A 26,445-nucleotide genomic window follows, 5' to 3' on the forward strand; every position below is an offset into this window, starting at 1 on the left:
GGTATTTTATGCTGTAGGTCCTTATCAAACAGGATGAACCGGTCGATAAAAACAACGGGGACGATCATTTCATGAGAAAGGGTGATTGCTGTGATAGAGTCTATCATGGGAATGCAGACCGCTCAGATTCAGAGTGCTTACAGCACTTCCCTGATGAAGAGAACGATGGATGATGCAGAAAGTCAGGCAATTTCTCTCATCCAGGATATGGTCAATTCTGTTCCCGCCCCTGCTCAGTATGCGTTTGATGTTTATGCCTGAATAATTCAAAACCATGCAGAGCATATTGGCATTTTCTAAACGGTTACCCACCGGTTAGGAATGGCAGAAAACCCACGGCAAGCTATTCAGCTTGCCGTGGGTTTTTAAATTTAGAGGGACAGGCCAACCTTTTGCAGTAAGATCTTCCGTCTCATCCAGATGCTCACACTCCACACGCTTATTCTGAATAGGAACGTCGTATTCGATGTTCTCAAAAAGCATTTCCAGATAGTTCTCCCACTCTCACATCTAGGCACGTCTGGATCAGCTGGTACATATTCGGGGCATGAAAGTCCCATACATCACATCCTTGATCTTATCCTTGCTGAACCAATCATTTACTCGAGAAGGGACATCATTGATATATTGATATTGAGATTGATTATATAGTAAAATAACTCTGTCCTGATATAAAAGGAAGTAGACTCACACAGTCATCTACCCAAAGTGTTTATAAGAGGGGTGCAGCAGCATGGACTATCCCATATCTGTTTTTCTCGACTCTAATATTTTTATAGCTTGCAAGTACGATATAAGCGAAGATAGCAAATTGGGGATTCTACTTCGATATATAAAAGCAGGTAAAATCAGACTTTTCCTTAGCAACATAGTTAAAAGAGAAGTTGAGGCACATATTTGCGAAGATGCGGAAAGCGCTGTTGGCTACTTTGAAAAAGCTATGAAGGATGCCCAAAAGCGCATTGATGAGAAAACTCTGGTAAAAACGTCTTTCCATTCATGTTTTAATTTGCCGACAAAAGAACTTGTTAAAGGCGAATTGAAAACGGAATTTGAACAATACTTACTGGATTGCAACGCTATTATTTTAAATAATGAAGGTATAACTTGTGACGCCATACTAAATGATTATTTCTCAGGTGTTGCTCCATTTGAGAATCGCGAAAAGAAAAAGCACGAATTTCCCGACGCTATTATGATTGCAAAACTGAAAAAGGAATTTCCAGAAGGAAAGATTCTATGGGTTATTAGTGATGATGAAGGATTTAAACAGGCACTTCACGGTAGCTCTCAATTTCAATTCCTGTCACGACTGCAGGATCTCTATGATTTAATCAACAAAAATGACCACACTTATCAAGAAATAGAAAAGTACTTTTCTTCTAATGCAGATCAAATACATTCAATTATTTTGAGGGAACTGAAGGCATCCGATATTGAAGTTGATGGGACCGATTATGATAGGAAGGGCATAGTTGAAGGATTTGATTACGATGAGACAGATGTTTTGGAAATTTCAAATCTCAAAGTAAAACTAGACTCCGTCGACGAAATATCTGAAGGCAATGCAATTGTAACAGTCCGCTGCTCTGCGCACTTTTCGGTATATGGCAGTTACGATGATTTTGATAGTGGTGTTTGGGATTCAGAAGATAAAGAATATGTTTTTGTACCACATTATGACGTATACGAAGAGCACGATGCAGATTTTTATTGCGAATTAAAGCTTTGTTTTCAAGAAGAGAATCTTGATTATAGTTTTTCTGTAGAATCGGTTACATGTGATATTAAACTGGATCAGGATTCAAGAGTGGAACGTCTTGTTCAGGATCCGGAGGAAAATGCAAAAGCAGATCAAATGGATGGATTGGAAGAATACTACAGACATTGAAATGCACCCTAGTACGCAATATTATTGTACGTATTTTTATAGTTATGGTGCTCTCGGTTTTCAGTTTCTTCCCACAGTCTTCCATAGCCAGCCTGTCCTCAAAAGCCTTTCTCGAAACATGGATTGCTGTACTAATGCGCACAGTCTTGAAATGACCGCCCTTTACCGGTACACGTCCAGTGTTGAGCACTGCAGCAGCATCTTCTTATGGAATAAGTACATTGCTTGTAAGGCAGGCCCAGAAGAGGACCGGTATGAAGCTACAGCTATGACTCTAAGATTGAGCGTAGTGTTCTCCCAATCAAGGTGACCAGATCTGGTCACCTTGATTTTTTAATTTTATTATATTAAGGCGTTACGTTGAAGAATGTGGCCAATACAATGGTTCTCATTGAAGAATTTGTCAAAAGAGTGTATAATTAAAAAACGGTAGGCTTTGAGCCTGCAATGCCAGCCGTGCGGGATTTTCCGTACGGCTTTTGTTGTATAGAGGATGAGAGGGAGAATATGGGAGAAAGCAAAAAATATATATTTGAAAAACTCACACCAGTAAACACTTGCGATATGGATGTTTATGATTCTGCAATAGATTTTATTTTTAAAGAAGCAGATATTCGAAACGTTGCAATTTCTGGCGCATATGGAGCAGGAAAAAGTAGTGTGCTTGCTGCTTATAAATCAAGACATAAAGAAAAAACTTTTTTGCACATTTCTTTGGCCCATTTCCAAGATAATTCTGAAAAATCTTCCGCTGATGATTCCTCTCCTGTAAAAGAATCTGTTCTTGAAGGAAAGATTCTCAACCAACTTATTCATCAAATACCCACTGATAAAATCCCTCAAACCAATTTTAGGGTAAAAAAGTCCACCAGTAATAGGATAGTCTTAGGATACACAATCGCAGTATTGGTGTTCTTGATTGCTCTTTTTCATATTTTGTTTTTTCATGGATGGTCCACTTTTGTTAGCGGGTTGTCAGCTAGCGTTGTGAAAAATATATTAAACCCGTCTATTAACAATCTTTCTTTGATATTCAGTGGAGTTTTGTGCGTTGGTCTTGCTGGCCTTTTCTTGTTCAAGCTATTAGTAATTCAAAAAAATAAAAGTATCTTTAAAAAACTAAATTTTCAAGGCAATGAAATTGAAATCTTCTCAGAAAGTAATGACTCCTTTTTTGATAAATATCTCAATGAGGTCTTATATCTTTTTGAAAATGTTGATGCCGATGTAATTGTTTTTGAGGATATGGATCGTTTCGATGCGCATAGAATTTTTGAAAGGCTTCGCGAAGTAAACACTTTAGCGAATATTCAGAGGAGTAAAGAGGGAAAAAAGATTCTGCGTTTCTTCTATTTGCTGCGAGATGATATATTTATTTCCAAAGATCGTACAAAGTTTTTTGATTATATCATTCCTGTAGTTCCCGTCGTAGATAGCTCAAATTCTTACAATCAGTTTATTTCGCACCTAAAAAAGAATGATTTATTTTCAAAATTTGATGAAGGTTTTTTACAAGGCATATCTTTATATGTGGACGACATGCGCTTGCTCAAAAATATTTGTAACGAGTTCTTGATTTACTATAACAGGCTGAATACGACTGAGCTGGACTACAACAAAATGCTCGCCTTGATAACTTATAAGAACTTGTTCCCGCGAGATTTTAGCGATTTGCAATTGAATAGGGGGTTTGTATTTGCACTTTTTGATAATAAAAGTAAGTTTATTGAAAATAGGGTTGAGGAACTTCGTAGTGCAATTCAGGACAAACGGGGACGGATCGCAAACGCTAAACAAGAAGTTGCCCAAACAACTGACGAGTTAAATCTTATTTTCGCGCCTAAAAGAATTCGCTATACATCCCGTTTAAGTGATACGGATCAAGCCGACTATAATCGAAGACTGCAGGCAGTACAAGATCAAGAAAAAGGTGTTATAGGACAACTTGAGAAAGAACTCGCTACAGAAGAAAAAGAACTTCGTAGCATAGAGAATGCGCCATTATCTTCTATAATTACCCGTGAGACTGTTGATCATATTTTTAGTTTGACTGTCACTAATGAAATTGGAGAAGAAACTACCTTTAATGAAGTAAAAGCGAATGAATATTTTCCTCTTGTTAAATATCTGATTAGAGAGGGATATATAGATGAAACTTATGCGGACTATATGACATATTTCTATGAAGACAGTTTGAGCCGCGTCGACAAAATCTACCTTCGTAGTATCACGGACAAAAAAGCCAAGACTTATGATTACCAGTTAAAATCACCAGAAATGGTATTTCATCGCTTACGTCCCATTGATTTTGATCAGGAAGAGACTCTAAACTTCATGCTCTGCGACTATCTTTTAAGTGCGCAAAGTGCATCTGAACATTTATCTCACCTAATTTCTCAACTGCACAGTACAAAAAATACTATATTTGTTGCTCAATTCTTTGATTTTACAACCAATATACCTGCTTTTATCCGGGCTTTTAATACGCAATGGCCGAGCCTTTTTGTTGATATGCAGGATGTGGATGGGTTTAATCAGGAGCAATTAAAATTATTTTCGGTTTATATGTTATATTATTTAGATCAGGATACGCTTGATACAGTTAACCGAAATAAAGTGTTGACACAGTACATTAATAACTCGGAAGATTACTTGTCGATAGATACTCCGCAAATTGATAAACTGATTGCTGCATTCAATCAATTAAATGTTTCTTTCCCTGAGATTGATTATGAACACGCTGAAAAAGAACTGTTCCGCGCAGTATATGAAAATAATCTATATGACCTTAATTTTGATAATATAGCATTATTTTTGGAAAAACTGTGGGGAATTGATATTGTTGAGGACATTCGGCATAAAAGTTATACAATAATCAGTGGAAAAAGAAACTCTCCCCTCTACAAGAGAGTAGAAGACAATATGCCGGATTACTTTGCAATCCTTTTGGAGGAATGCGATGGAAAAATATCAGATGAAGAAAGCAATGTTGTTTTTCTATTAAACCGCAGCGATATTGATGTATCGAGCAAAAAAGAATATGTCGAATATTTAGACACTAAGTTGCACAACTTGTCTGACTTTACAGACCATTCAATTTGGAGTTCGTTGCTTGATTCCGGAGAACTTATTTGCTCTGAGCGTAATATCTTAAGTTATCTTGGCGAAAAGCAGAAGGTGGATTTTTCACTTGTGAAGTATATCAACAGTGCAGACAAACCTTTAGATTTTTCACCCCAAAATATTGATATTACAGAAGAAGAGAGAGATGTCCTACTTGACTATATAGTGAGTTGCAACAATATTGTTGATGAGCGGTATAAGGATATCATGGCTACTATTGGACTTCAGTATGTGAATTTCGGCGTTTCGGGTATTCAGGATTCCAAGATGGCTATCTTGATAGACAATGATATCATTCAGATGAACACTGCTACCCTAACCTATGTGCGAGCGGAATATGAATCAAGCCTATTTAGATTTATCCGGAAGCACATAAAAGAATACTTGGATCTTATCAATGATGAACTCTTTATTCAAGAAGAGCTTGTGGAGATACTATCATGGGATGTTGAAGATTCCTATAAAATGAAGCTACTCAGCTATTCGACAGATGCAATTTCGATTATTGGGAAAAACTATTCGCTTCAAATTTGTGTATATATACTCAAAAATAATTTGCAGCAAGATGATATGACTTCCTTTTACCTGTCATACAATCAGCAACCTAATGAGATCAAAGAAATAGTTTTGCAAAATGCGACAGATCATTTTGAGGAAATAATTGATGATCCACGCATCGCTGAAGAGCCTTTAAAGGAAGATTTGCTTTGTGCTGGTAAAATTTCTTTTGAAGATAAAGTGCACCTTCTTGCGGTGATGCTCCAAGATATCAATCAAGCCGAAGCATTAAAGTGTTTATCGATTCTCAAGCTAACAGACTTTATTCAAATCTTTGATTCTCATAGCAGACCAAAATTTGAGAGAACTGCTCAAAATCAAGTATTGCTAGATGCGTTCAAGAGGAAAAAATGGATATACGAGTATTATGAAGATGAGAATCATCCGGATTATTACAAGATTAGGAGGAGGGAGCCTAGAAAAACTGAAGTAGAAGAGAACCGAGATTAAGAGTTAAGTCGCTTTGCAGCTTTTGTAGTATCTTCAGTAATTTCTCCCTTCTGGAATATGGTCACATCTATTCCAGTTCCTTATTAGTGTGTAAGACGTACAGAGTATCTCTGCTCCTTCTTGAGAAGAAAGGTAACGCTATCTTTTCGAGGGGGAGCAGATTTTTATCGATGGATTATCACAGGCTATAATTTGATGCACCCAAAACCAACCATCTATACCAAAGTGAGATTTCTTGTTTTACGGAATCATCCGAAATTCAATACGCCGAAACAGTGGACACCCCACATAGATCCCACACGTCAACGCTTATGATATAATAATTAGTCATTTCATTACTTGCGCTAACCGCTTTACTTCGCCCGCTGTCGTAGCATAATACACGCCGTAACCCGGTCAGTGATGGTGCCGCGATCCCTGGCCGGATAGAATTCCAGCGCGGGTGAAAGCACCTCCCGGATCTCTGCTGCAGTTAGTATGGGCATCCGGAGTTGCGGTCCAAATAGGCTGCGGGCGGTGTTCCGCTGCCGGGTGAAGGTGGTCAGGAAAGGCCGCGCCTTGAGAGAAGTGATCAGAGCAGCGGGCTCGATGTCCATGCGGGAGAATTGCGTGTTGGAGAGCAGTCCAGCTCCATTGTCAAAAATAGGACAGTAGCTGTAAACGCCGTTTTCCTGGAGGACAGCGATATTGTTGAGATGCCGGTCGTCGTTACAGAACAGAGCGTCCACCTCAAAGAGCAGTGTCAGATACTGGGGAAAGTCCGTAAGGCCCGTATAGTCTGCCGTGGCTTCTGCCAGGTAGGCGATCCGGCGCTTGTCACTGGGAATCCGCGCAAGCTTGTCCCGTAAGGGCATTCCCAAGCAACGGGTCAGCAGATGGTTCAGCGTGATGATGGACTGGCCTTCTTTCAGAAAATTAGAACTAACGCAACCTGTCCGCTCTTGCCCATGGACACGCAGAGTTTCCATACGGTAGCGAAGAAAGGTGAACGGAGTGTCGCACTCAATATTGCTCTGCTCCAGAAGTTGAGAGATCACGGTTTCCGCCAAGGCTTCATACCCAAACTGGTCCAGCTTGTACCAGCTATCCGTGCCAGCGTCGTACCATTTTTCCTGATTTCCCTTGGAAGATGTCTCTGCAATTTTCTGATTTGATACCAGAGAGATACTCATGGCAGCACCTCCAGCCACTGCTGATCCTCAGCCATACGGCCTTTGGTTTTTTGGATGATCTGCAGAGGGTCATATTCCGCCACGCCGATGGCCTCTAGATACTCCCGCAAGCCGGCTCGCTGGCGTGGTATGCAACGCTCTTCCAGGAAGGCTTGGAAGTCGGCCCAGGAGGGGCGGGGATTATTGCCGAACGCCGTTTTTACCGGGTCGACCACATGATTTTCTGCAGACACGGTTTTCGCCGTGAAGTCCGCGCGGATAGTGGTGCAGAGCCGCTGGCCGTCGTAGAAGCGGAAGGTGCGGACGTCGTGTTCCGCGTCAGAGACGGCATCCGGGCGGGAAAGGGTGATCTGTTCTCCGTCAAAGGAGAGTTCCAGTTCCCGCTGGGATTCGCTGACGCCCATGGCCTCCAGCCAGGTAGTAGGCAGCGTGACCTTGCAGGTTCGGGATCCTTTTGCCGCAGTTCCGCCTGCGGCACTGATATTCACTTTTGCAGTGCGCTTCTCCACAGCACATCACCTCAAAAATATTATATGCTATTCGGTACGAATAAACAAGGAAAATACGCTGTTGCCATTTCTGGTGGCAGAGAAATTTTTCAATGGGGACATTCCGCATACCGGATGCCGGGATTGTTTCGTTAGTGGAACCCCAGCATCTCCCGTACCATCCCATAGTGCTTGGCCACCGTATGCCGGGTCACCTTTGCACCCCTGGCAATGATACTGTAATTTGTCTCGTCCGGGTGAAGCCGCAGGTATTCCCAGATTTGCCGCTGCTTCTTAGTGAGCTTATCCGGTGAGACGATTCCCCGCAGGCGGTCTTGGATAGCTTTCCGCTCTGCGTTCATCTGCTGAATCAGCACATTTAGCTTTGCCTCGCACTCCTCCCGGGTGTGGGCGTAGACGCATTTGGAATGCTTCGTGCCGTCCGGCCAGGTGGGGGAGTAGCGTCCCTCAAAGAGGTGGTCGTTGAGTTCATTGATGCAGCCGGTGCCGGGCTTTCTGATGCGCCGCATGACCGGTTTGAAGTCGGCGAGGGGGTTCTGCGCTGCCTCCGAAGTGTCCTCCGCCACCTCATTGCCCAGGCCTCGGTCGATCTTGGCGGCGGCTTCGCTGAGCATGTCGCCGGTGATATGGGTGTAGATATCCAGCGTGGTTGCCGCTGACACATGGCCCAGCATGGCGGAGAGGGTCTTGATGTCCATGCCGTTTTCCAGGGCCATGGTGGCGAAAGTATGGCGCAGATCATGGAAGCGGATTTGCTTGCACTGGGCCCGCTCCAGCGTCACATGGAGCCGCCGGAGCATGGAGCCGGGGGTGAGCGGCGCATCCTCCTTGATGGGCGAGGGGAATACCCAGCGGCATTTGGCCGTTTTCTGATACTCCCGGAATACTTCTATCACTGCAGGCGGCAGCACCAGCTTGCGGATGGATGCCTTGGTTTTGGGGATGCTTATCTGCATCTTTCCGTTCACTTCATAGATCTGCTTGGTCACAGACAGTGTCCCGGCATCCAGATCCAAGTCGGACCATTGCAGGGCCAGCAGCTCTCCCCGGCGCAGTCCCGTGGACAGGTCCAGCAGGAACAGCTCGAAGTATCCATCTGCCTTGGCCTGCATGAGAAACCGCTGGAGTTCCTGGCGGGACAACACCTGCATCTCCCGGCCCCGTTTGGGCGGCAGCTTGCAGCCTATTGCCGGGTTGGTCCGGATCAGGTTCTCCTGCACCGCCTGGTCCAGGGCTGCCCGGCATTTGGCGTGGCACATCCGCACCATCCGGTCGGAGAGACCCTTGCCGTAGAGATCGGTGCGGATGAGCCGGCCCTCCTTTTTCAGGTGGGCGTAGAACTGCTGGAGATCCTTCTGGGTCAGTTGGCACAGCGGAATCTGGCCCAGCTGCGGAATGACGTGCTGGTAGATGTTGGTCTCATAGGTGTGCTGCGTGGTGGGGCGGAGACCGGACTTGACGTAGGTCTGATACCAGAAGTCCACCCATTCTCCGAAGGGCATGTCGGCACGGATCTTTTCAGACTTGGTGTTGCCTACCGCCTCCATGAGCTTGGTGAGCTTTTCCTGACACTCATGCTTGCTTTTGGCCAGCACGTTTTTCGTCTTGGGCAGGCCCTTTTCATCGTATCCCACCACGGCACGGCCTTCCCAGCGGCCGTCCTTGCGCTGCCTTATGGTGCCGGTTCCGCTTTTTCGTTTCCTTGCCATGGGTTCAACTCCTCTCCCAGCAGATCTTTCAGAAAGCCGCCAACCACATCGCTGGCGGCTTTTTGCATGTCCGGCGTCACATGGGTGTAGGTGTCCAGCGTGAAGGAGGCGTTGGTGTGACCCAGGATGCCGGAGAGCGTCTTGGCATCCACGCCGCTGGCCAGCGCGTGGGTGGCGAAGGTGTGGCGCAGATCATGGAACCGGATGCGGGGCAGTCCTGCCTCTTTCAGCAGTACCTTCATCCAGTAGTAGGCGGCGCTGGGGCGCACCGGCTTCTCCGGCGCCAGAGGATCCGGGAAGATCCACAGACTGATGGAGTGTTTCTTCCGCTCCTTCAGACGCTGGATGGTGCTGGGCGGGAGACGGATGGTGCGCCTGCCCCGTTCCGTTTTGGTTTCGCCGATCTCCAGCTCCCCTCGCTTGGGGGCATTCACAGAACGGAGGATCTTCAGCGTCCCGGTGCTCGCGTCGAAATCCTTCCACATGAGACCGCAGATTTCACCCCGGCGCAGGCCGGTGGTCAGCTCCGTGTAGAAGAAGTCCCGCCAGGTTTCGTTCTTGTCCACTGCCGCCAGGAAGGCGTCCATCTGCTCCCGGTCCAGAACCTGCTTGGGCTTGTAGCTGTTCTTGGGCAGCTTGGTTCCGTCCGTGGGATTGTAGGGGATGATGTGATCCCGTTCCGCGTCTTTGAGACACCGGTGGAGCATGGCGTGGATGCGGAGCACCATGGTGTCCGACAGTTCGTACCCGTACTCTGGGTGGTCGTGGACCCGGCCTTCTTTTTTCAGCTTCTGGTATAGCTTTTGTATATCCAGACGAGTGATGCGGGAGATGATCTTGCCGCCTAAGTAGGGCTTCACGTAGCACCGGATGTACTGCTCGTAGCTGCGCAGGGTGTTGGGACGCAGAGTGACAGCACCGTACTCCTCCATCCAGCGGTCCAGGTACTCACCCAGGGTCATGCGGCTGTCCTCGGTGAGCTGCGCATCCTGATAGAGATCCATGTCCCGGTGGAGCTTGGCCAGCAGTTCCTTTTGCGTCTTGGCCAGCACGTACCGGAAGATGGGCTCGCCGTTTTGCTTGTGGCCCACCACGATACGGCCCTCCCAGCGGCCGTCCTCCCGTTTGCGGACCATACCGTCTCCGGATGGTCTCCGTTTACTCATGCTCGATCACCTCTTGTTTGTCTGGTTCCTTTTCTTTGATATAGCGATGCACGCTCATCACTCTTTTTGCTCCTGCCGGCGCAGTGCACGCTCCTCTTCATCGTCTTCGAACGAGTAGTGCGTCAGCTCTCCGGCGATCCCCAGCCCCAGCTGGAAGCCGGCGGTGAAGGACGCCAGGGAGACGTCCTCCCGCAGCTCGATGGCGAGATCCGTCAGTTTCAGCAGCGCCTCCCGGTCCTGCCGGTCCAGCTTGTCCCGCAGTGTGAGACGCAGCGTTTCCAGCTCCCGGCGGATCTCTGTGCAGTCCGGCTCCCGGAAGAACCGCTGATGCAGTGCTCTCATGTAGTCGTTCATGTGTGCCGCCTCCTTCTTTTGCTACACACAATACCGTCCGGCGTGCGGAATAGCCAGAGAGACACAGCACTGTTAAGAGAAAGTTATCATTTGCTTTTACAGCAGATCGTCCTCGTCCGCGACATCATCCTGACAGAAGGAACCGCCTTGTTCCCGACGATAGCTTTGCAGGAACGTGGGGGCGCGGCCCAGGTGTTTGACTTCCTGTATACTGTCTGCCTGAATGGACCGCACCTCGCTCTCCGGCAGGTGCGCCATCCGCGCCAGGATGCGCGCCATGGTGGCGACTTCCACCGACAGTTTGTACTGTCCTGTGCCCAGAGATTTGCTCAGTGTCTCGAACCGCTCCATGGGAACTTCACCCCGGCTGCGCAGTTGAGCGAGTTCATGGGACAGAAGATGGGAGCAGTAGAACTCGATGGCCTGCTCCACGAAGTCATTGCGGGAGCTGACACCTGCCCGCCGCAGATTGTCGTCGCATAGTTTCAGGTGCCGCGGGGTCACCGCGAGTCCTGATTTTACCCGTTTTTCTAACATTTCCGGTCCTCCTTCCGGTACCAATTCAGATCACGTTGGAAACGGCCCTCAATCCTCTGCCGTTTCCCGATTTGTTCAAATGAAGAGCACCCTGTTTGGTACCAAACCTCCAAAACCGCCGCGGTCAGCGGTACCCCGGCCCGCATTGCGGGTCCGGTGTTTTTGGGGCGAAACGGTACCTTTTAGGTGCACGCCCCTTTATCTTGTCCCAAATTCGGCCGGCCGAAAGGGCCCCAAACAGGGCGGAATCCGAGGGGGGAGAGGGGGATCGCAGAAAACGGTCCCACTCTCCCGCACAGCCCCGTCACACGCCTTCGGGATGTACTTCTGGTGCTGGGATGGGGTTGTCCTGGCCGGGCGCACACAGGGGCTCACAACGCGTCTCCGGCGCACCGCCTCCGGCATACCGCCGCCGATTCAGATTTCGGAACTCCCGGAGGTTTCGGATGATGTCGTCTTTCAGCATCTGGTCGCACAGCATCACATTCCAGATGGTGCGCTGGAAGCTGCCGCGCACTTCTCCCAAGCATCTGTGCGCGAGGGCCTTTTGTTCCTCCGTGAGATCGCCGCGGGACGGATCGGCCATGTACAGAGTCAGTGCTTCCTCCGGCATGGGTGCCCCGTGGAGAGCCTGCCACTGGGTCTGGATGTACTGCCTGGCCACCAGGAAGTACTCTGCTGATGCATGGGGGTCTTGCTCCAGGATCTGATCCAGCAGATCCGCCAGGATGGTCATAGGGCAGCACCTCCTTTCGGGGCGGAAGCGGACAGGCGCTTTTTCACCCTCTGTCGTTCTGCGGCAGCATCTAGCGCAGCCAGTAGCCGCTGGTGATACAGCTCCATCGCATTTTGCACCGGTAGGATGGTGTAGCGGAGACTACCGTTGCGCTCTTTTCCGTTGGCGTCCAGCACCATGGTGCGGTTAGTGGCGATGAGCCCGGCCGCTTCCAGCTCCAGCACGTACTTGCGCACGGTGTTGTTGCTGGCGCCGATGGCCTGTCCGATGGTCTTGTAGCTGAGCGTGCACTGATAGGTCTTCCGGTTCTCCCGGTAGAGCAGGAAGGCATAGATGGCGATGGCAGCGCATCCAAGGTCCAGGTGGAAGACTTCATCCGGCAGAGAGAAAAACTTTTCGTTGGTACTGACCGGGATCAGGTCCGGTGTGATGAGGCCTTGCTGCACCAGCTCTTCCAGGATGGGGCCGATGACACCGGTTTTCAGATCCAGGGTGTCGGCCACTTCCTCCGGCGTTGCTTTGCCGGGAAGTTCCCGGTGACGCCGGTAGTGGAGATAGGCCAGCATAGAGAAGGCCGGGTACTTGAGATGGTACTTCCAGATCCGGTTCGGAAGCGGGAAACGGAAGGATCTGGAGTCACGATGACAGGGGAAGCAGAACATCAGCCGCCGCCTCCTTTCGCGTGGCCGTTTACCCATTGGATGAATTGTTCCTTGGGGACCACCATGCGGCTGCCCACCCGCAGTGTTGGAAAGTTCGGATCGTGCATCAGCTCATATCCGCTCGACACCGACACTCCCAACACTTGTGCCACCATTTTCGCGTTGAGAAACAGCGGCAGGTCGTCGTAGCTTTTATGGATCGATTCTTTCATACCTGTATCATCCGATTGACTTTTATAATTCCATCTGGTACAATGATCATAACAAAAACATGAAGTATATTCAATGGGTTTTAACCAGTTCATGGAAATTTAAAAAATTATCGGGTACATCACAGGAGGCCACTAGCATGGATGATCGATTTGCTGATGAGCGCAAATTCAAAAGCAGCTTGGATGATTTTTCAGTACTTTTTCATGAGGACCGTGTTTACGTGGGTGAGCGGGCGTATCCGACCGGGCAGTGTGTCGTGGACATTCTGAATGTCGGGGAAGAAGAGTTGTCTGCAATTGATCAGGCGTTACAGGATGTTTACCATGCCATACAGCGTGTGTGGAAAGAGGATACCAAGAACTCCGTGCAGATCGCACAGGAGAAAATGCAAGAGGTCTGGATTCTTGTATCCAGGCTGCCGGTCTATCGGGATATGCATATTGATTGGTCACAGCCAATCTCTCAGAATGCCGATTTGGTAAAAACGTTTTGGACTGTGCTTCGAAAGATACCAGTCAAACAACGGGCAGAAGTGGGCAAGCAGCTGCGCAGCCTTACAGGTGTGATGGATTTCCTGCGGGTTTTCCGAAAAGAAATCATGCAGATACTGGACGCATATTTAGAACCCTTGAAGCGAAGAAATTCGGAAGCTTATGCAACAGGGATCTATCGATTCTACAGTGATATGGAAACAGCAGGGAGAGAGAATCATGAGTCACCTCCTGAACACAGTTTTCCGGTTCAAGTGAAATTTGTTCCCATGGAGTCTCCCACAGATAAGGGCAAAATCATCCTGGCGGAGCAGACACGGTTTTCTGGTCTGACAGGATTGATATCCTTTTTGGAAGTTGAGTTCTTTCGAGGACTGACCGTTGGCAATGCTCCGCGGAAATGCCACAACTGTGGGAAATATTTCTTGCTGACTGCCGGGTACAACACCTGCTACTGCAATAATATTGCGCCGGGGGAGACAGTGCGTACCTGCAGAAAGGTAGGAGCACACCAGAAAGCGCTGCGGCGCAATTCCGAGCGCACACTTGCTGAGAGAGAAATTTACCGGGTATATAACAGATTGAAACAGAGAAAGACTCGGGGAAAAATCAATGCCGATGAATGGAATACCTTGATGGCCCAGGTGTGGGAATTACAAAAACAAGTAGAGCGCGGGGAATTGACTTATGACGAACTTGTGCAGCGGTTGGACGCATTCTGATGGTGATAACGCAAAGCAGAAACAGTGAGCAGATGACAAAAAGGGCCGGCAGAACTGCTCAGCTCTGCCGGCCTTTTCTTTGATATAGCGATGCATGATTTTAGGGATGACTGCTTCTTCGAGTGTTGACATTCTCACGACTCTGTCTCATAGGGCCAGGTGTTGATGCCGCCGAATTCATAGATGTTGGTGTAGCCTAGTTCAGCCAGGGCAGAGGAGGCGGTTTTGCTTCGGTTCCCGCTGCGGCAATAGACCAGAACGGTAGAATCCTTTTCGGGGATCACCTCCGCGGCAGTCTCTTCATCAATGGTACCCACCGGCAGCAGGACGGCACCGGGAATGTGGCCGCTGTCATATTCGTCCTGCTCCCGCACATCCAGGATAATGACATCCTGGGTGTCCATCATCTCTTTGGCCTCTTCCTGGGAGATCTGCTGGTAGTCGTTCTCTGATGAGGAATTCGATGCAGTTCCTCCGCATCCGGTTAACAGCAGAAGGAGAAGGAACAAGGGCAGAATCCGTTTCATTTGAGCACCTCCAAAAGTCCTGCGGCAAAGGCCTTGTGCCCTTGCTCTGTGAAGTGTACGCCATCATAGGCCAGGGAAATATTCCACATTCCGGCATCGGCAAAGCAGATGCCCATTCGCTCCGCCAGGGCATGACAGAGCTGGGCGAAGGTATGGGAATCATCAATGAGCTGCTGATTGGGCACCCATGCCCCCAAGGCTACCGGCGGCGGTGCGATCAGGAGGATCTTCTTTCGATCCAAGGTTATGCCGGAGAGAAATCTCTCCAGCCTCTCAGCGGCCTGCTTCGGGCTCCGGCCCTGGAGTAGGTCGTTGATCCCCAGCATGACGATCATCAGATCTGTGTCAGCAGGGAAGGAAGGGGCAGAGGAAGGAATCTCCCGGCCGTTCTGACCCATGTTGGAGATTGTCCAGTCTTTTTGCGTGGCTAGAATGTCTACCCACCTGCTGTCTGCGTCGTAACGTCCGCCGAAATAGCTCCGGGGATCATAGCCAAAGGTATTGGAATCGCCGAAGCAGATGACTTTCATCTTGTAGTTCCTCTTCTCTGTGTAATATTTCGTATATCATCTGTTATTAGAAACTGCCGCCAGTAATGCCTGCTCTATGCGTTCTTTCTCTCCGCTTCCATCTGTTCGAAGACGAAGTAGTGGCATTCCGCACCGTTCAAAAATCCGGTTTTTCTTCTCATCTCTGCTTGCCTGGAGGCTTCCAGCAGCGTGAAAAGCAACGCCGTCCACTTCGATTGCCAAGAGAGGCGATTTATCCATTCGGCGGAACAAGAGAAAATCTACATGGGTTAGGGGATTGCGAGCGTAAGTTGTTTCTTCCTCTGTCAATATGGAGTAGTCTTTCACCAAATTGACCAAGGACACATGGGCGGCACAATCCACGAAAGAAAACTCTGCCTTTTGAAGAATTTCTTGAATTACGGCGTAGAGAAGGTTTTCTGAGTCATATTCCGAGACTCTCTTGTGCTTTTTCAGAAAGGATCGCCGCTGTTCAGCATACCCCTGATAGAGTAAATCGAAAACGGAGTAGACTGTACTTTCGATTACCGCGCAGTTGTTGTACTCGATGTAGCGGGCCAGATCCCCGTAATTGGTTCGATCATTCTGCGGATCCTGCGAGGTGACAACAGTCAATGACTTGACCGCTCGAGAAACCGCCACATTCAGCATCCGAGGATCATCTACAAATTTCGTAATGATATTATCCACGGAAGTCAGGATGATAGCGTCCTTCTCACGGCCTTGGAACTTATGGACGGTAGCCACTTCCAACTCTTTGCCCAGCTGTGTTTGAATTGCTGCTACCTGATCCCTGTACGGTGTGATAATGCCGATACTCTCATACCCTTGTTTCGCCAAACGGGGAAGTACTTCCAGCCGGATTACATCAATCTGTCTTTGGTTCAAATGATCACGGGCGTGGTTGCCGGGTGCTGTCCGGTACATGGTCAGCACATCGGGCTCCTCATGGTCCTCCGTCATGACAATGAGCTTCCCACCATAGAATTTCTGATTGCAGAAATTGATAATCTTGGGATGGCAACGATAGTGTTCTCGCAGGAGAACCATAGGAGCTTCCGGCCATGCGGAGATGGCAGAGGAGAGCAGACTATGAGCAGAGAAATGGTAGGACTCCGGGAGAGAATACCGCTTCCAGATTTCCTCGCTTTTCTGAGTATTCTGACTGTCCAGCACATTCGGGAGCTGCTGAAGATCTCCTACGATGACGATGTTTTTGGCACTGGCAAAGGCGAGGACACCAGTGGCCAGATCCACCTGAGAGGCTTCATCCACGATGAGATAATCGTAGATATGTTCAAAGTTCAAGGTGCCCTTGATAGAGTAAGTCGTACTCAGGATTACTGGATATTCATGATTGAATTCTTTGGATTTTGCCCGGAAATCCCGCATTTCAAAGCGCTGGCGGGGCTTCTGCCAATGGAACTTTTTGCTTAGCTCTGCCCGGAATAGCCGCAGAGACTTTTCCGTCAATTCCGCCATCTTTTCGTCAAATGCATACTGCTCCAGCTTTTTCTCCAGTTGAGCCCGTTCATCCGTCAATTCTTGCCGGCGTACCACATAAAATTGCCGCTGGAGATACGGAATTACCAGCTCCGGAGCCTGGAGAAACACTTTCAGCGCACTGCGATTGAAGCGAAAGAGAATGGATATCTTTTGGAGCAGACCCAGTTTGTTCTCCTGCTGGGCATACTGCTCGTATTCTAACCAGAGAGATAGAATCTTTTGAGAGGAGAGACCTTTCACCTCATTCCTTGGGGCCTGGGCGTAAGTGTTGTAGTACTCACCAAAATAGTGTTCTTCCGGTGTCAGCTGTAAGAGTTCTTGTTCAATGGCTGCAATACGATTCTTTGCGTTGAGCATCTCACTGAGCTCTTTGGAGAGAATCGTTACCTCCTGATCCAGTTGCGACTTCTCTTCCGTCTCTAGAACCCAAGACGACATATCAGGATATCGCTCAGTCTGGGCTTCCAGAAAATGTTCCTTATTGGCACGGCTTCCCAGGAAAGCAGTCAGAAAGGAGAGACCTTTCTTTTCCAGTTTTTTCCGCCACATTTAAGGTGGCGGAGTTGTTGTTAGAGACAACAGCTACCGTCTGGCCATTCCGAACCGCATTGGCGATAATATTCAAAATGGTTTGTGTCTTACCGGTACCGGGAGGCCCTTGGATGATACTGACCTGAGAAGAAAGGGCATTCTCTACTGCTGTTTTCTGGCTCTGGTTCAGCCCAAAAGGGTAGATAATAGATTCTGGAAGGGCCCGTGCTGCGGGCTTTTTGGAGGCATCCAGGTAGCAGGATAGGACAGTTGCATCACTAACACTTTTGATGCGTTCGTACTGGGCACTCAGGATGTTGAGGCCACCTTCAGCTACCAGACTGACCGCCGTTGCCGTTTCTTTGAAGTATTCAAAAACGCCTGCCTGTTTCTGGTTCGTAAGACAGTTTTTCTGGAGTTCCACCCGTCCTTTTGGATATGTAAGGGCTTTTTTCTCATTCCGGAGGAAACGGTAAAAGGGGCCAAAATCCAGAATCTCATCAACCTGCGAAAGAGGATTTCCGTCCACAGTAATGATGAACTCCGAAGGAGTGATATGATTTTGTGCTTTTAAGAGACGTACTTTTCCAGCGTGGTAGCGATAGGACTTAGGGGAACTAGTATAGACTACCTCGCACATACCGCCCTGAAAATGGAAGCTGGCGACGGAGTCTGTTTTATCCTGGCCATTGACCAGGAGCATGTATTTTTTGTTGTCCATCGCATTCCCCTACTTTCGGTTATATGTTTTGACGACTATAATACTGCTCCAGCTTCTCATCACAGATCCGCTCAATTTCCTGCTTCTCCTCTCGGGTCAGCTTCTTCCAGACAGACTCGTCCACCTGGATCACGCCCAGGGTCTTGGTGTGGTGGAGCATCTGCATATCCTCAAACCGCTTGAAGGGGTTGGACAGGATATTCCGCTGGGCCTGGGCGTCAGTGTAGCCGCCCTTGGCGTAGATGCTGTTGGCCTTTTCCACCACCAGCCCAGCCGCCCGGCGGGCCTCGTAGAACTCCCGGAAGTAGGTGACGATGTCGCCGAGCTTCACCCGGCCCTTGTCGTCGGCGAACAGCAGCACCGCCTTGAGCAGCACCGGCTTGTAGGAGTAACTCATATCCATCTGCCGTACCATATCCAGGAACAGATCCTTGCGGTTGGAGTCGTCAATAAGCGTCCAGCCATATTGTTTCGCATACTTCTGGAGGGTTTCCTCTTTGAAGTACTTGAAGGTTCGGTGTTCACTCATGGGCACCACCAAGTCGGGCACCAGCAGACCGTCCCGGACATACCGCTCGATGGTCTCCGTCTGCACATCCACCCGGCGGACAAACTCCATCTGGGAGATCATACCAGCGGCCTCTTCCTGCCAGTTGAAGATGTCCACCAGCTCGTAGTCCAGGGCATCAACCGGCCAGTCGATGAGGGCATCCGGGCGCTCGCCTCGGTCGTAGAGGCCCTGTTCGGCAACCTTTTGCTGCTTGGTGCCCAGCACCAGCGCACCGGGCTTGTAGTCTTTCAGCCGGAACAGGCGATGCATGGAGTAGGGCATGTTGTACTGGCTGGCGTTGTCTACGAAGTCGAACACCATCAGGCTTTCCTTGCCGGGGAACAGCCGCATACCGCGGCCCAGCTGCTGGGTGTAGAGCACCTTGGACATGGTAGGCCGGGCCATAAACAGCACTTCGGTAGCAGGGCAGTCCCAGCCCTCGTTGAGCAGGTCACAGGCGCACAGTACCTTGGTCTCGCCTTTCTCGAACCGGGCCAGCACCTCCCGACGGTCACTGGCCTTGATCTCACCAGACACTGCTTCAGCGGCCACGCCGGCATCATGAAGCCGCCCGGCGATCTCCTGGGCGTGTTTGACGGAGGCACAGAAGATGACGGTCCGCTTGTCCTTTACATATTGGAGCCAGGTGTCCACGATGAGCTGGTTCCGCTCCGGTACGTAGATCTTGCTTTCCAGGTCTCGAATGTTGTACTGGACGCTGTTGAAACGAACCTTGGTTAAGTCAATATTGGTATGGATGCGGATGCACCGCACCGGCACCAACTCGCCGATCTCCACGGCGGTCTGGATGTCCAGCTTGTGAGCAGTATTTTTGAAAATATCTAGGATATTCTTGTCGTCAGCCCGCTCCGGCGTGGCGGTCAGGCCCAGGGTAAATTCCGGTGTGAAATAGGACAGAACCTTCTGATATGTATCGGCGGAGGCGTGGTGTGCCTCGTCCACGATGATGTAGCCGAAGTCATCCGACTTGAACCGTTCCAGGTTCAGGGCCACGCTCTGGATGCTGCCGCATACCACAAAGGCGTTGCCTTGTTTCATGCTCTCCACGTAGCGGCCCACCGTGACCCGAGGCCACAGTGCCCGGAAGGTCTTGGTGGCCTGATCCACCAGCTCTACCGTGTGGGCCAGAAACAGCGTGCGCTTTCCAAATCGTTTGGCATCCATGACGGCAGTCACTGTTTTGCCGGTGCCAGTGGCGTGGTAGAGCAGGGCAATGGTTTCAAAGTTACAGCGCATTTCCTCCAGAGCTGCCAGGGCCTGCTTTTGGTGCTCCTTCAGCTCCAGTTTGGAGCCGTCCAGGGACTTGCCCCGCTGGGTGGGGAGGTAGTCCTCAATCTCCTTGAAACTGGGGTGCTGGCCCAGGAATACCCGCAGCTCGTCCTTGACCGTCTCCGGCTGCTGCATCTGCCGCACTGCCCAGCGATACACATCCCAGCCTAGGTAGATCATGCTGTTCTGCTTGAGCAGATCATCGTAGAATTTGTCCTGAGAGACCAACTTGGGGTTGTGGGAGGCCTCATCGTCGATCTCAATGGCCACCTTCCGTCCGCCATTCTCAATCAAAAAGTCGGCAAACCGGCTGTTCTGGTAGATGTCGGAGAAAGGGTACTGGGAGTAGAGATAGCCGGCTTTCTCAGCACCGAAGGTGTCGGAGAACAGTTCAATGAACAGATCCTCGGCGCTGCTGCCGGAGGCGGAGCGGTAAGTAGACATGGAGGTCACCTCACATCGTTTGTTTTAGTCGATCAGACTGCGGGATCGCTGATTGGAGTTCTCGCAGTTTTGCCAAAGAGATAGGCCGCTGACCGTTTTTCTGCAGTTTCCCGCAATGTTCCCAAGCCAGCTTGCCGGGGCCATTGTATTCCTCAGAAAAAGTGCCGTCTTTATGTATTTTCAGCACGAGCAGCCACTCTGGCTCACTGGAAAGAGCAACACGGTTGATTTGTGTTGCTTTGATCTGCACCAGACGGCCATCAGGCGCTTTCGCATCGTGAGTTTCTTCTGAAGCGGGAAAGAGTTCCAGGTTATAATAGCTGGCTGCCAAGGCCTCTCCGATGCTCCCGATCATATGGCCATCCGGCGTATAGTGCCGTCCAGGGAATAGTTCCTCCAGATTATGAGATATTTCGTAAAGTGCCTTGATTTTTGCTGCCACTGAATCTTGGATCGTTGCTTCGCTCATTCCAGCACTTCCTTCAGTAGAATCTTTTTCGCGAATCCGCCCCGTTTGGTAGCCTTGTCCGCCCGTACCCGCTCCAGATCTTCTACAGTCCAACCACGGGCCTTCACGACAGCCTGTATGACCTCCAGCAAGTCAGCCAGTTCCTCCAGGGATTTACTCTCTTGGTATTCATCCAGTTCTTCATTCAACTTTTGGTCCAGGAGAGATATATAGTCCTCATCGGACAGAGTTTCACAGACGCAGGTTTTACCGTCCGCTTCGATGATCTCTGGGATTCGGTCGCGGACGAGCTTGTGATAGGATTTAGTAGGCATCTTTTATCCTCCTCAAGATCTCCACATCTGCTGGGCAAAACTCATATTGGTCAATCTCATCCACTGTAATCCAGCGAATGTCGTTGTGCTCCAATTTCAGAGGGATACCCTCCCGGATGGTCGCATGGAACAACGTTAGGTGAACAGTCAAATCCGGGTATTCATGCGTCACATCCATGAATATCTCACCTACATTCAGAGTGATGGCCAGTTCCTCCTGACATTCCCGAATGAGCGCCTGTTTTTTGGTTTCACCAGGCTCCACCTTGCCACCAACAAACTCCCATAATAGCCCCCTTGCTTTATTGGCCGGGCGCTGGCAAATCATAAATTTGTTTTTATCCCAAATCAGGGCTGCAACTACCTCTGTCATTTATCCCACCACCAATTTATTTGTTTTCTTCAAAAACTTCGCTGGGATCGGCCGATCCAGTTTCCAAGTGATATTCATCGGCTTGCTGCCCTCATGCCTCACATAGTTTGCCGTTCCTAGGAAGGTATAGGCCTCGGCCCCTCCTGTGATTCGATCCGCCTTGAACTCCCGGACAAACAACAGGATCTTGCTCCCACGTTCCCGGTGGTGAATATACCGCTGTCCGGTAGAAGAGTCCGCTGCTGTGGTGCTCTGACTCTGCCAGTGGAAGAGGTTTTCATTGATGGAGTAATCGTGATACATGGTGGTAGGCGAGTAGTCCTTATCCGCCTTATTCAGCGTCACGAAGAACACATCTAACTGCTTCTCCGGCAACCACTTCACACCCTCACGCACCGTGGCCGGTTTTAGGAAATCCAGCGCCACCAGCAGCTGGTCACGAGTATAGGTGCAGTGGAGGTCCAGCGGACAGTCAAAGCCCAGTTCTACCGGCTCGTCAATGAAATCGATCTGCTCATATCGATATTGGAGCAGGTCCAATAGCTCACCCAACAGCACGGGGCTATCTGAGAGGGCATACAGGTTGTCCAAAACCTCATCGGATTCCCAACTCTCTGCTGCCTTGCCCCAAACAGTCACATAGAACATCTGGAGCATCCGCCGGTCCAGCTCGCTCAGCGCCGAAAAGTCCACATCGTCCAGACGAGGCAGCAGGTCCAGCAAAAAGCGGATCCAGCGCCGGGAGTCCACAACGGCCAATCGGCCGAGGGCTTTTGTGAGTATATCCTCCAGCGGTTCGTTAAAGTCCAAGATTGCATCCGCCCGGGCGCAGATACGGGAGAAGGAAGAAAACTTGTAAATTGCCCTGGGATCCAAGTGGTAATAATCTAGGAAGTTTGCCAAAGTCAGCTCCAAGCCCGTGTCCTCTGCAAAGCTGGCCACCCTGGATACCAGACCAGCGGTATTGCCATAGGATGCGCGAATGTTGTCTAAAATGTACTTGGCGGCCTTCTTCTCCAGCTGTATATAGCAGCCTTTGGGTGCGGAGACAAATCCATCCTTGATCTCTCGGGTCACGCTGCGGGTGGTATTGGAGAGCAAGGCGGCAAACTTGTCCTCGAAGTTATACCGCTTGTTGGCCTGGCCGATAAAGTCCAGCACGGTCAGGCATTCTTTATCCTCCGAAAGCCGCAGGCCACGCCCCAACTGCTGAAGGAAGATAGTCAAGGACTCGGTGGGCCGCAGGAACAGGACCGTATTGACCTCTGGAATGTCCACGCCTTCGTTGTAGATGTCCACCACGAAGATGAAACGGATCTCACCGCTTACCAGACGTCCCTTGGCTGTTTTTCTCTCCTCATCGGAGGATTTTCCGGTCAGGAAGATGGACGGAATTCCGTGATCGTTGAAATAGCGGCACATGAACTCTGCGTGCTCGATGGACACGCAGAACCCCAGGCCCTTTACCTCGTCAATGTCAGTGACATACTTGAGCAGTGAGGACATCACCAGATCCGCGCGGCGGTTGGCCACGGCGCCACTGAGGGTGTAGAGATTGGAAAGCTCATTTTTGTCGTAGCCGCCAGCGCTCCATTTCAGAGTGTTCAGATCTACTGTGTCAGTAACACCGAAATACTGGAAGGGGCACAGCAGCTTGCGATCAATGGCCTCAGGTAGGCGAATTTCCGCTGCAATCCGGTTGCTGAAGTAGGGCAGCACGCTCTTGCCGTCCATACGCTCCGGGGTGGCGGTCAGGCCCAGGAGGATCTGAGGCTGGTAATAGGATAGTAACTTCTGATAGGTAGGTGCCGCCGCGTGGTGGAACTCATCCACAACGATGTAGTCGTAAAAATCCGGAGCGGTCTTGGCGGTGAAATCCTGCGAGTTGAAGGTCTGAATGGACAAAAACAGGTGGTCAATGCCCTCTGGCCGGTAGCTGCCCACAAACAGCTCCCCGAAGTTGGCATCCTTTAGAACTGCTCGGAAGGTGTACAGGCTCTGCCGCAGGATCTCCTCCCGGTGGGCCACAAAGAGTAGCCGGCAGGGTTTCCCGGTGTGTTGCTTGCAAAAGCGCTTATAGTCCAGGGCGGAGATCACTGTCTTGCCGGTGCCGGTGGCGGCCACCACTAAGTTGCGGGTGTAGCCCCGAACAGTACGCTCAGCCTCCAGCTTGTCCAGAATCTCTTGCTGGTAGGAGTAGGGCGCAATATCCATAGTGTACACTTCGGCGTTGTTGGCGTCGAAGTATTTTTCTGCCTTCAGTGCCCGAGCCAGCCGCTCTTTCTGATCTTCCGAGTAGTACTCAAACTCATTGGAATTCCAGTAGCTTTCGAAGGTGGCGGCGATCTTGTCGATAGTCTCCGGCAGATCCCTGCGGGTAACCTTCACATTCCACTCCAGGCCACTGGAGATGGCGGCGTTGGACAGGTTGGAGGAGCCTACATAGGCGGTGGTGAAGCCAGTATCCCGATAAAAGATATAGGTTTTGGCATGAAGGCGGGTGCGCTTGGTATCGTAGCTTACCTTGATTTTGGTGTTGGGCAGATTGCGTAGCTCCTCGATGGCCTTCACATCGGTGGCCCCCATGTAGGAGGTGGTGATGATCCGTAGTTTGCCTCCATTTTGTGTGAACTCCCGCAGCTCGTCTATTAAGAGTCGTAGACCACTCCACTTGATAAAAGACACCAACATATCAATGCGGTCGGCGGAGATAATCTCCCTTTTCAGTTCCGTATACATCTGGGGCTCATGAATGGCTCCGGTGAATAGGCTGCTCTGGGCAATGGAGGTCTCTGGCCGGATTAGGTCGGCAGCCGTTTTGCCTACGGCCAGCCGGGGGTCCTGCTCCCGCAAAAGCGCAAGAAGCTGCTCTGCTCGCTGCTCAACACTCAGCGTGGCAAAGTCAGCTTCTTGGGTTGTGTTCTGAATAAGGTCTACGATCTTATTGGCAAGACTGATCTGCATGGAGATATCTCCACCGTTGTCCAGTACGTTGTCCAGGCCCTTCTGTACCACATCCGCCAGATACTGCGCCAGTACTTTCGATGCCTCTGCCTTGTCAATGGGCGCAACCGATTTGCGGGCGTCAGGAATCTCCGAAAGCTCGCGGTTCAGAGCGGTATTGATGACTTGTTCGTACAGGCCGGGAGGAAGCATATTGGTCACACTCTCCGTTTGGGTTGGATCGTTTTTTCTTCAGTATAATCGGAATTCCAGAATTCGACAAGCCTTTCCTGGCAAATATCCACAAAGGCAACTCCAAGGATATTGTATTCTACCACAAGGAATATACAATAAATGGGACTATTCTACACGGTTCTCATCAGAAAAAGTAATTGGTGGGGGCGCCATACCCCTTGCGGGAGTTATTTTATTTCGCTACAATGAAAACAAAGCTATTTAGATCAAAAATTCGTCCAGGCAAGGAGGTGGTTGGCTCTATGCGTCGTACATTTGAAATAGGAGGCAAAACAGTATTTGTTTTCCTTAGCAACAGGCCCGGTTCTCCGGTGATTTATCTGAACACATACTCCGATGAGGGGCAACAGCTGTTTGAGGCTACGCAGACCGCTGGCTATCCACCGTTTACGCTGGTCGCTATCAGCGACTTGGATTGGAACCACGACATGGCTCCCTGGGACAGCCCAGCGGCCTTCAAGAAGGGCGAACCCTTTACCGGCGGGGCGGATGATTACCTGCGTCTACTGGTGGAGGAGATCATACCCAGGGCAGAAAAAGACTTGGCCAGTCCTCCGGCATGGCGGGGGATCGCTGGGTACTCGCTGGCCGGGCTATTCGCTCTGTACGCCATCTATCGGACAGATGTGTTTTCGCGGGTAGGGTGTATGTCCGGCTCCTTGTGGTTTCCAGGTTTTAAAGAATACATCTTTTCCCACGAGCCGAAACGGCGACCGGATTGTATCTACTTCTCCCTGGGGGACAGGGAGGACAAGACCCGCAATCCAGTCCTGAAAACAGTTCAGGAAAATACAGAGGAGATCCGGGCTTTTTACAAAAGTAAAGGTATCGACACAGAGTTCCAACTGAATCTCGGAAACCACTTTGTCCATGAGATCGAGCGGACGGTGGCGGGTATTCAGTGGTTGCTGAACAGATAGACCGCAGTCCGCAGGCCTTTTATTCTTTGAATAGGCGTGTGAAAAATTGATACGCCTACCCTACAGAAAAGACTTGCTTAACACTCTCTACAGAGGTACAATAGCCCAAACAACAGAAAGGATTAAAATAATGGGTTATCACCGTTTTTCTTCTTGGCCGATAGGTTGCCTGTAAGAGAGCATGTTTCCTTGACGACTCTTGCAGGCGGCCCGAACAGTCAAGGAGTGAGCACAATTGAACAGAGACCGCAGTTACTATCGCAAACAGCGCATGCGTGCGATTCATCGCAAGGAAACGATCCTCCGCCAGCTTGGAGGAGAAGAGTACGTCCTTGCATGGGAACACGGTGCCGCCGGACGACTGTCCAAGGGGAAGATCCACTGCTCCTGCTGGATGTGCCGTAGGAAGTCGTATGACGACCCACAGATCCGGGATAAGCGGGCGGCACTGGATGCCGCCCAGCAGCTGCTGGAAATCGAGTAACTTCTCTCACAAAAAACGCTTCCCAACCAGGACTGGCAGATACCTGCCGTCCCTGGTCAGGAAGCGTTTTTGACCCCATATTTGACCACAGTCGGGGCCGGAACACGTGGAATCAGCGGATTTAAAAGCGTCGAAAAATATTTAATACCGAGCAGAAAGCGCGGAAAAACACCACAAATCACCACAAAAAATTTGGTTCAAGCGTTTGGGATTTTTGTGCAAGAGAAGCGAACACATTCCGAAAAGATTATCGAAAGCCCCCTAAAAACCTAAATGCTGCGCACAACAATCCAAT

General features: G+C 49.9%; 24 protein-coding genes. 6 read left to right on the plus strand and 18 right to left on the minus strand.

Features of this window, described 5'->3' with window-relative positions:
- Positions 1 to 81 precede the first annotated feature (81 nt).
- From ACLTXB_RS03100 to ACLTXB_RS03110, 3 genes are all read left to right on the plus strand, one after another.
- Positions 82 to 261 carry a putative motility protein gene (locus tag ACLTXB_RS03100; protein WP_428226099.1) on the plus strand — a complete coding sequence of 60 codons (180 nt, stop codon included), beginning with the start codon at positions 82 to 84 and terminating at the stop codon, positions 259 to 261.
- Between the two features lie 472 nt (positions 262 to 733).
- On the plus strand, positions 734 to 1,891 hold the full coding sequence (locus tag ACLTXB_RS03105; RefSeq protein ID WP_412261042.1) for a PIN domain-containing protein: 1,158 nt from the start codon (positions 734 to 736) through the stop codon (positions 1,889 to 1,891).
- 507 nt (positions 1,892 to 2,398) lie between these two features.
- Positions 2,399 to 6,022, plus strand: coding sequence for a hypothetical protein (locus tag ACLTXB_RS03110; RefSeq protein WP_412261044.1), 3,624 nt, complete (start codon positions 2,399 to 2,401; stop codon positions 6,020 to 6,022).
- Between the two features lie 353 nt (positions 6,023 to 6,375).
- On the opposite strand, the gene ACLTXB_RS03115 is transcribed toward ACLTXB_RS03110, so the two are convergent.
- The 9 genes from ACLTXB_RS03115 to ACLTXB_RS03155 form a co-directional block, all read right to left on the minus strand.
- Positions 6,376 to 7,194, minus strand: a complete 819-nt coding sequence (locus ACLTXB_RS03115; protein ID WP_412261046.1) for a hypothetical protein — start codon at positions 7,192 to 7,194, stop codon at positions 6,376 to 6,378.
- A complete protein-coding gene (locus ACLTXB_RS03120) occupies positions 7,191 to 7,682 on the minus strand; it encodes a hypothetical protein (RefSeq protein ID WP_428226100.1) in 492 nt (163 codons plus the stop codon). The genes ACLTXB_RS03115 and ACLTXB_RS03120 overlap by 4 nt, the downstream gene beginning before the upstream one ends.
- Positions 7,683 to 7,834: 152 nt before the next feature.
- Entirely contained in the window at positions 7,835 to 9,412 is a 1,578-nt protein-coding gene (locus tag ACLTXB_RS03125; RefSeq protein ID WP_412261050.1) for a tyrosine-type recombinase/integrase, read from the minus strand.
- Positions 9,376 to 10,578, minus strand: a complete 1,203-nt coding sequence (locus tag ACLTXB_RS03130; RefSeq protein ID WP_412261052.1) for a tyrosine-type recombinase/integrase — start codon at positions 10,576 to 10,578, stop codon at positions 9,376 to 9,378. The genes ACLTXB_RS03125 and ACLTXB_RS03130 overlap by 37 nt, the downstream gene beginning before the upstream one ends.
- 57 nt (positions 10,579 to 10,635) lie before the next feature.
- The gene (locus tag ACLTXB_RS03135; protein ID WP_412261054.1) at positions 10,636 to 10,932 is read right to left on the minus strand and encodes a DUF6809 family protein; all 297 of its coding nucleotides are present in this window, start codon (positions 10,930 to 10,932) and stop codon (positions 10,636 to 10,638) included.
- A 96-nt stretch (positions 10,933 to 11,028) separates the two neighbouring features.
- Entirely contained in the window at positions 11,029 to 11,436 is a 408-nt protein-coding gene (locus ACLTXB_RS03140) for a hypothetical protein (RefSeq protein ID WP_428226101.1), read from the minus strand.
- A 337-nt stretch (positions 11,437 to 11,773) separates the two neighbouring features.
- Positions 11,774 to 12,205 (minus strand): hypothetical protein, encoded by a 432-nt coding sequence (locus tag ACLTXB_RS03145; protein ID WP_412261057.1) that lies wholly within the window; start codon positions 12,203 to 12,205, stop codon positions 11,774 to 11,776.
- Entirely contained in the window at positions 12,202 to 12,867 is a 666-nt protein-coding gene (locus tag ACLTXB_RS03150) for a helix-turn-helix domain-containing protein (RefSeq protein ID WP_412261059.1), read from the minus strand. Before ACLTXB_RS03150 ends, ACLTXB_RS03145 begins: the two co-directional genes overlap by 4 nt.
- Positions 12,867 to 13,079, minus strand: a complete 213-nt coding sequence (locus ACLTXB_RS03155) for a helix-turn-helix transcriptional regulator (RefSeq protein WP_412261061.1) — start codon at positions 13,077 to 13,079, stop codon at positions 12,867 to 12,869. Before ACLTXB_RS03155 ends, ACLTXB_RS03150 begins: the two co-directional genes overlap by 1 nt.
- A 137-nt stretch (positions 13,080 to 13,216) precedes the next feature.
- Between ACLTXB_RS03155 and ACLTXB_RS03160 the strand changes: the two genes are divergently transcribed.
- Positions 13,217 to 14,293, plus strand: a complete 1,077-nt coding sequence (locus ACLTXB_RS03160) for a DUF6076 domain-containing protein (RefSeq protein WP_412261063.1) — start codon at positions 13,217 to 13,219, stop codon at positions 14,291 to 14,293.
- Positions 14,294 to 14,427: 134 nt separating this feature from the next.
- On the opposite strand, the gene ACLTXB_RS03165 is transcribed toward ACLTXB_RS03160, so the two are convergent.
- Genes ACLTXB_RS03165 through ACLTXB_RS03205 form a run of 9 tightly spaced genes read right to left on the minus strand, consistent with a single transcriptional unit; the run spans position 14,428 to position 24,704 of the window.
- Positions 14,428 to 14,820 (minus strand): rhodanese-like domain-containing protein, encoded by a 393-nt coding sequence (locus ACLTXB_RS03165; protein WP_412261065.1) that lies wholly within the window; start codon positions 14,818 to 14,820, stop codon positions 14,428 to 14,430.
- The gene (locus tag ACLTXB_RS03170; RefSeq protein ID WP_412261067.1) at positions 14,817 to 15,350 is read right to left on the minus strand and encodes a GDSL-type esterase/lipase family protein; all 534 of its coding nucleotides are present in this window, start codon (positions 15,348 to 15,350) and stop codon (positions 14,817 to 14,819) included. Before ACLTXB_RS03170 ends, ACLTXB_RS03165 begins: the two co-directional genes overlap by 4 nt.
- Before the next feature lie 36 nt (positions 15,351 to 15,386).
- A complete protein-coding gene (locus ACLTXB_RS03175) occupies positions 15,387 to 17,405 on the minus strand; it encodes an AAA domain-containing protein (RefSeq protein ID WP_428226102.1) in 2,019 nt (672 codons plus the stop codon).
- Positions 17,335 to 18,108 carry an AAA domain-containing protein gene (locus ACLTXB_RS03180; protein ID WP_412261071.1) on the minus strand — a complete coding sequence of 258 codons (774 nt, stop codon included), beginning with the start codon at positions 18,106 to 18,108 and terminating at the stop codon, positions 17,335 to 17,337. Before ACLTXB_RS03180 ends, ACLTXB_RS03175 begins: the two co-directional genes overlap by 71 nt.
- Positions 18,109 to 18,127: 19 nt before the next feature.
- A complete protein-coding gene (locus ACLTXB_RS03185; RefSeq protein ID WP_412261073.1) occupies positions 18,128 to 20,401 on the minus strand; it encodes a DEAD/DEAH box helicase in 2,274 nt (757 codons plus the stop codon).
- Between the two features lies 1 nt (position 20,402).
- A complete protein-coding gene (locus ACLTXB_RS03190; RefSeq protein WP_317335097.1) occupies positions 20,403 to 20,861 on the minus strand; it encodes a DUF6998 domain-containing protein in 459 nt (152 codons plus the stop codon).
- A complete protein-coding gene (locus ACLTXB_RS03195; RefSeq protein WP_412261075.1) occupies positions 20,858 to 21,175 on the minus strand; it encodes a phosphoribosyl-ATP pyrophosphohydrolase in 318 nt (105 codons plus the stop codon). The genes ACLTXB_RS03190 and ACLTXB_RS03195 overlap by 4 nt, the downstream gene beginning before the upstream one ends.
- Positions 21,165 to 21,548 carry a (deoxy)nucleoside triphosphate pyrophosphohydrolase gene (locus ACLTXB_RS03200; RefSeq protein WP_317335101.1) on the minus strand — a complete coding sequence of 128 codons (384 nt, stop codon included), beginning with the start codon at positions 21,546 to 21,548 and terminating at the stop codon, positions 21,165 to 21,167. Before ACLTXB_RS03200 ends, ACLTXB_RS03195 begins: the two co-directional genes overlap by 11 nt.
- Positions 21,549 to 24,704 carry a DUF3427 domain-containing protein gene (locus ACLTXB_RS03205; protein WP_412261109.1) on the minus strand — a complete coding sequence of 1,052 codons (3,156 nt, stop codon included), beginning with the start codon at positions 24,702 to 24,704 and terminating at the stop codon, positions 21,549 to 21,551.
- Positions 24,705 to 24,988: 284 nt separating this feature from the next.
- On the opposite strand from ACLTXB_RS03205, the gene ACLTXB_RS03210 reads away from it, so the two are divergent.
- Positions 24,989 to 25,666 (plus strand): alpha/beta hydrolase, encoded by a 678-nt coding sequence (locus ACLTXB_RS03210; protein ID WP_317335102.1) that lies wholly within the window; start codon positions 24,989 to 24,991, stop codon positions 25,664 to 25,666.
- 271 nt (positions 25,667 to 25,937) lie between these two features.
- Entirely contained in the window at positions 25,938 to 26,150 is a 213-nt protein-coding gene (locus ACLTXB_RS03215) for a hypothetical protein (protein WP_428226103.1), read from the plus strand.
- Positions 26,151 to 26,445: the final 295 nt, after the last annotated feature.

The sequence above is a fragment of the Flintibacter sp. genome, assembly GCF_046973065.1.

What these genes read in the sequence shown, in the direction of transcription:
- ACLTXB_RS03105 (WP_412261042.1), top strand. Translation starts at nt 734, where the DNA reads ATGGACTATCCCATATCTGTTTTTCTCGACTCTAATATTTTTATAGCT.
- ACLTXB_RS03110 (WP_412261044.1), top strand. Translation starts at nt 2,399, where the DNA reads ATGGGAGAAAGCAAAAAATATATATTTGAAAAACTCACACCAGTAAAC.
- ACLTXB_RS03115 (WP_412261046.1), bottom strand. Translation starts at nt 7,194, where the DNA reads ATGAGTATCTCTCTGGTATCAAATCAGAAAATTGCAGAGACATCTTCC.
- ACLTXB_RS03125 (WP_412261050.1), bottom strand. Translation starts at nt 9,412, where the DNA reads ATGGCAAGGAAACGAAAAAGCGGAACCGGCACCATAAGGCAGCGCAAG.
- ACLTXB_RS03130 (WP_412261052.1), bottom strand. Translation starts at nt 10,578, where the DNA reads ATGAGTAAACGGAGACCATCCGGAGACGGTATGGTCCGCAAACGGGAG.
- ACLTXB_RS03135 (WP_412261054.1), bottom strand. Translation starts at nt 10,932, where the DNA reads ATGAACGACTACATGAGAGCACTGCATCAGCGGTTCTTCCGGGAGCCG.
- ACLTXB_RS03145 (WP_412261057.1), bottom strand. Translation starts at nt 12,205, where the DNA reads ATGACCATCCTGGCGGATCTGCTGGATCAGATCCTGGAGCAAGACCCC.
- ACLTXB_RS03150 (WP_412261059.1), bottom strand. Translation starts at nt 12,867, where the DNA reads ATGTTCTGCTTCCCCTGTCATCGTGACTCCAGATCCTTCCGTTTCCCG.
- ACLTXB_RS03155 (WP_412261061.1), bottom strand. Translation starts at nt 13,079, where the DNA reads ATGAAAGAATCGATCCATAAAAGCTACGACGACCTGCCGCTGTTTCTC.
- ACLTXB_RS03160 (WP_412261063.1), top strand. Translation starts at nt 13,217, where the DNA reads ATGGATGATCGATTTGCTGATGAGCGCAAATTCAAAAGCAGCTTGGAT.
- ACLTXB_RS03165 (WP_412261065.1), bottom strand. Translation starts at nt 14,820, where the DNA reads ATGAAACGGATTCTGCCCTTGTTCCTTCTCCTTCTGCTGTTAACCGGA.
- ACLTXB_RS03170 (WP_412261067.1), bottom strand. Translation starts at nt 15,350, where the DNA reads ATGAAAGTCATCTGCTTCGGCGATTCCAATACCTTTGGCTATGATCCC.
- ACLTXB_RS03175 (WP_428226102.1), bottom strand. Translation starts at nt 17,405, where the DNA reads ATGTGGCGGAAAAAACTGGAAAAGAAAGGTCTCTCCTTTCTGACTGCT.
- ACLTXB_RS03180 (WP_412261071.1), bottom strand. Translation starts at nt 18,108, where the DNA reads ATGGACAACAAAAAATACATGCTCCTGGTCAATGGCCAGGATAAAACA.
- ACLTXB_RS03190 (WP_317335097.1), bottom strand. Translation starts at nt 20,861, where the DNA reads ATGAGCGAAGCAACGATCCAAGATTCAGTGGCAGCAAAAATCAAGGCA.
- ACLTXB_RS03195 (WP_412261075.1), bottom strand. Translation starts at nt 21,175, where the DNA reads ATGCCTACTAAATCCTATCACAAGCTCGTCCGCGACCGAATCCCAGAG.
- ACLTXB_RS03200 (WP_317335101.1), bottom strand. Translation starts at nt 21,548, where the DNA reads ATGACAGAGGTAGTTGCAGCCCTGATTTGGGATAAAAACAAATTTATG.
- ACLTXB_RS03205 (WP_412261109.1), bottom strand. Translation starts at nt 24,704, where the DNA reads ATGCTTCCTCCCGGCCTGTACGAACAAGTCATCAATACCGCTCTGAAC.
- ACLTXB_RS03210 (WP_317335102.1), top strand. Translation starts at nt 24,989, where the DNA reads ATGCGTCGTACATTTGAAATAGGAGGCAAAACAGTATTTGTTTTCCTT.
- ACLTXB_RS03215 (WP_428226103.1), top strand. Translation starts at nt 25,938, where the DNA reads ATGCGTGCGATTCATCGCAAGGAAACGATCCTCCGCCAGCTTGGAGGA.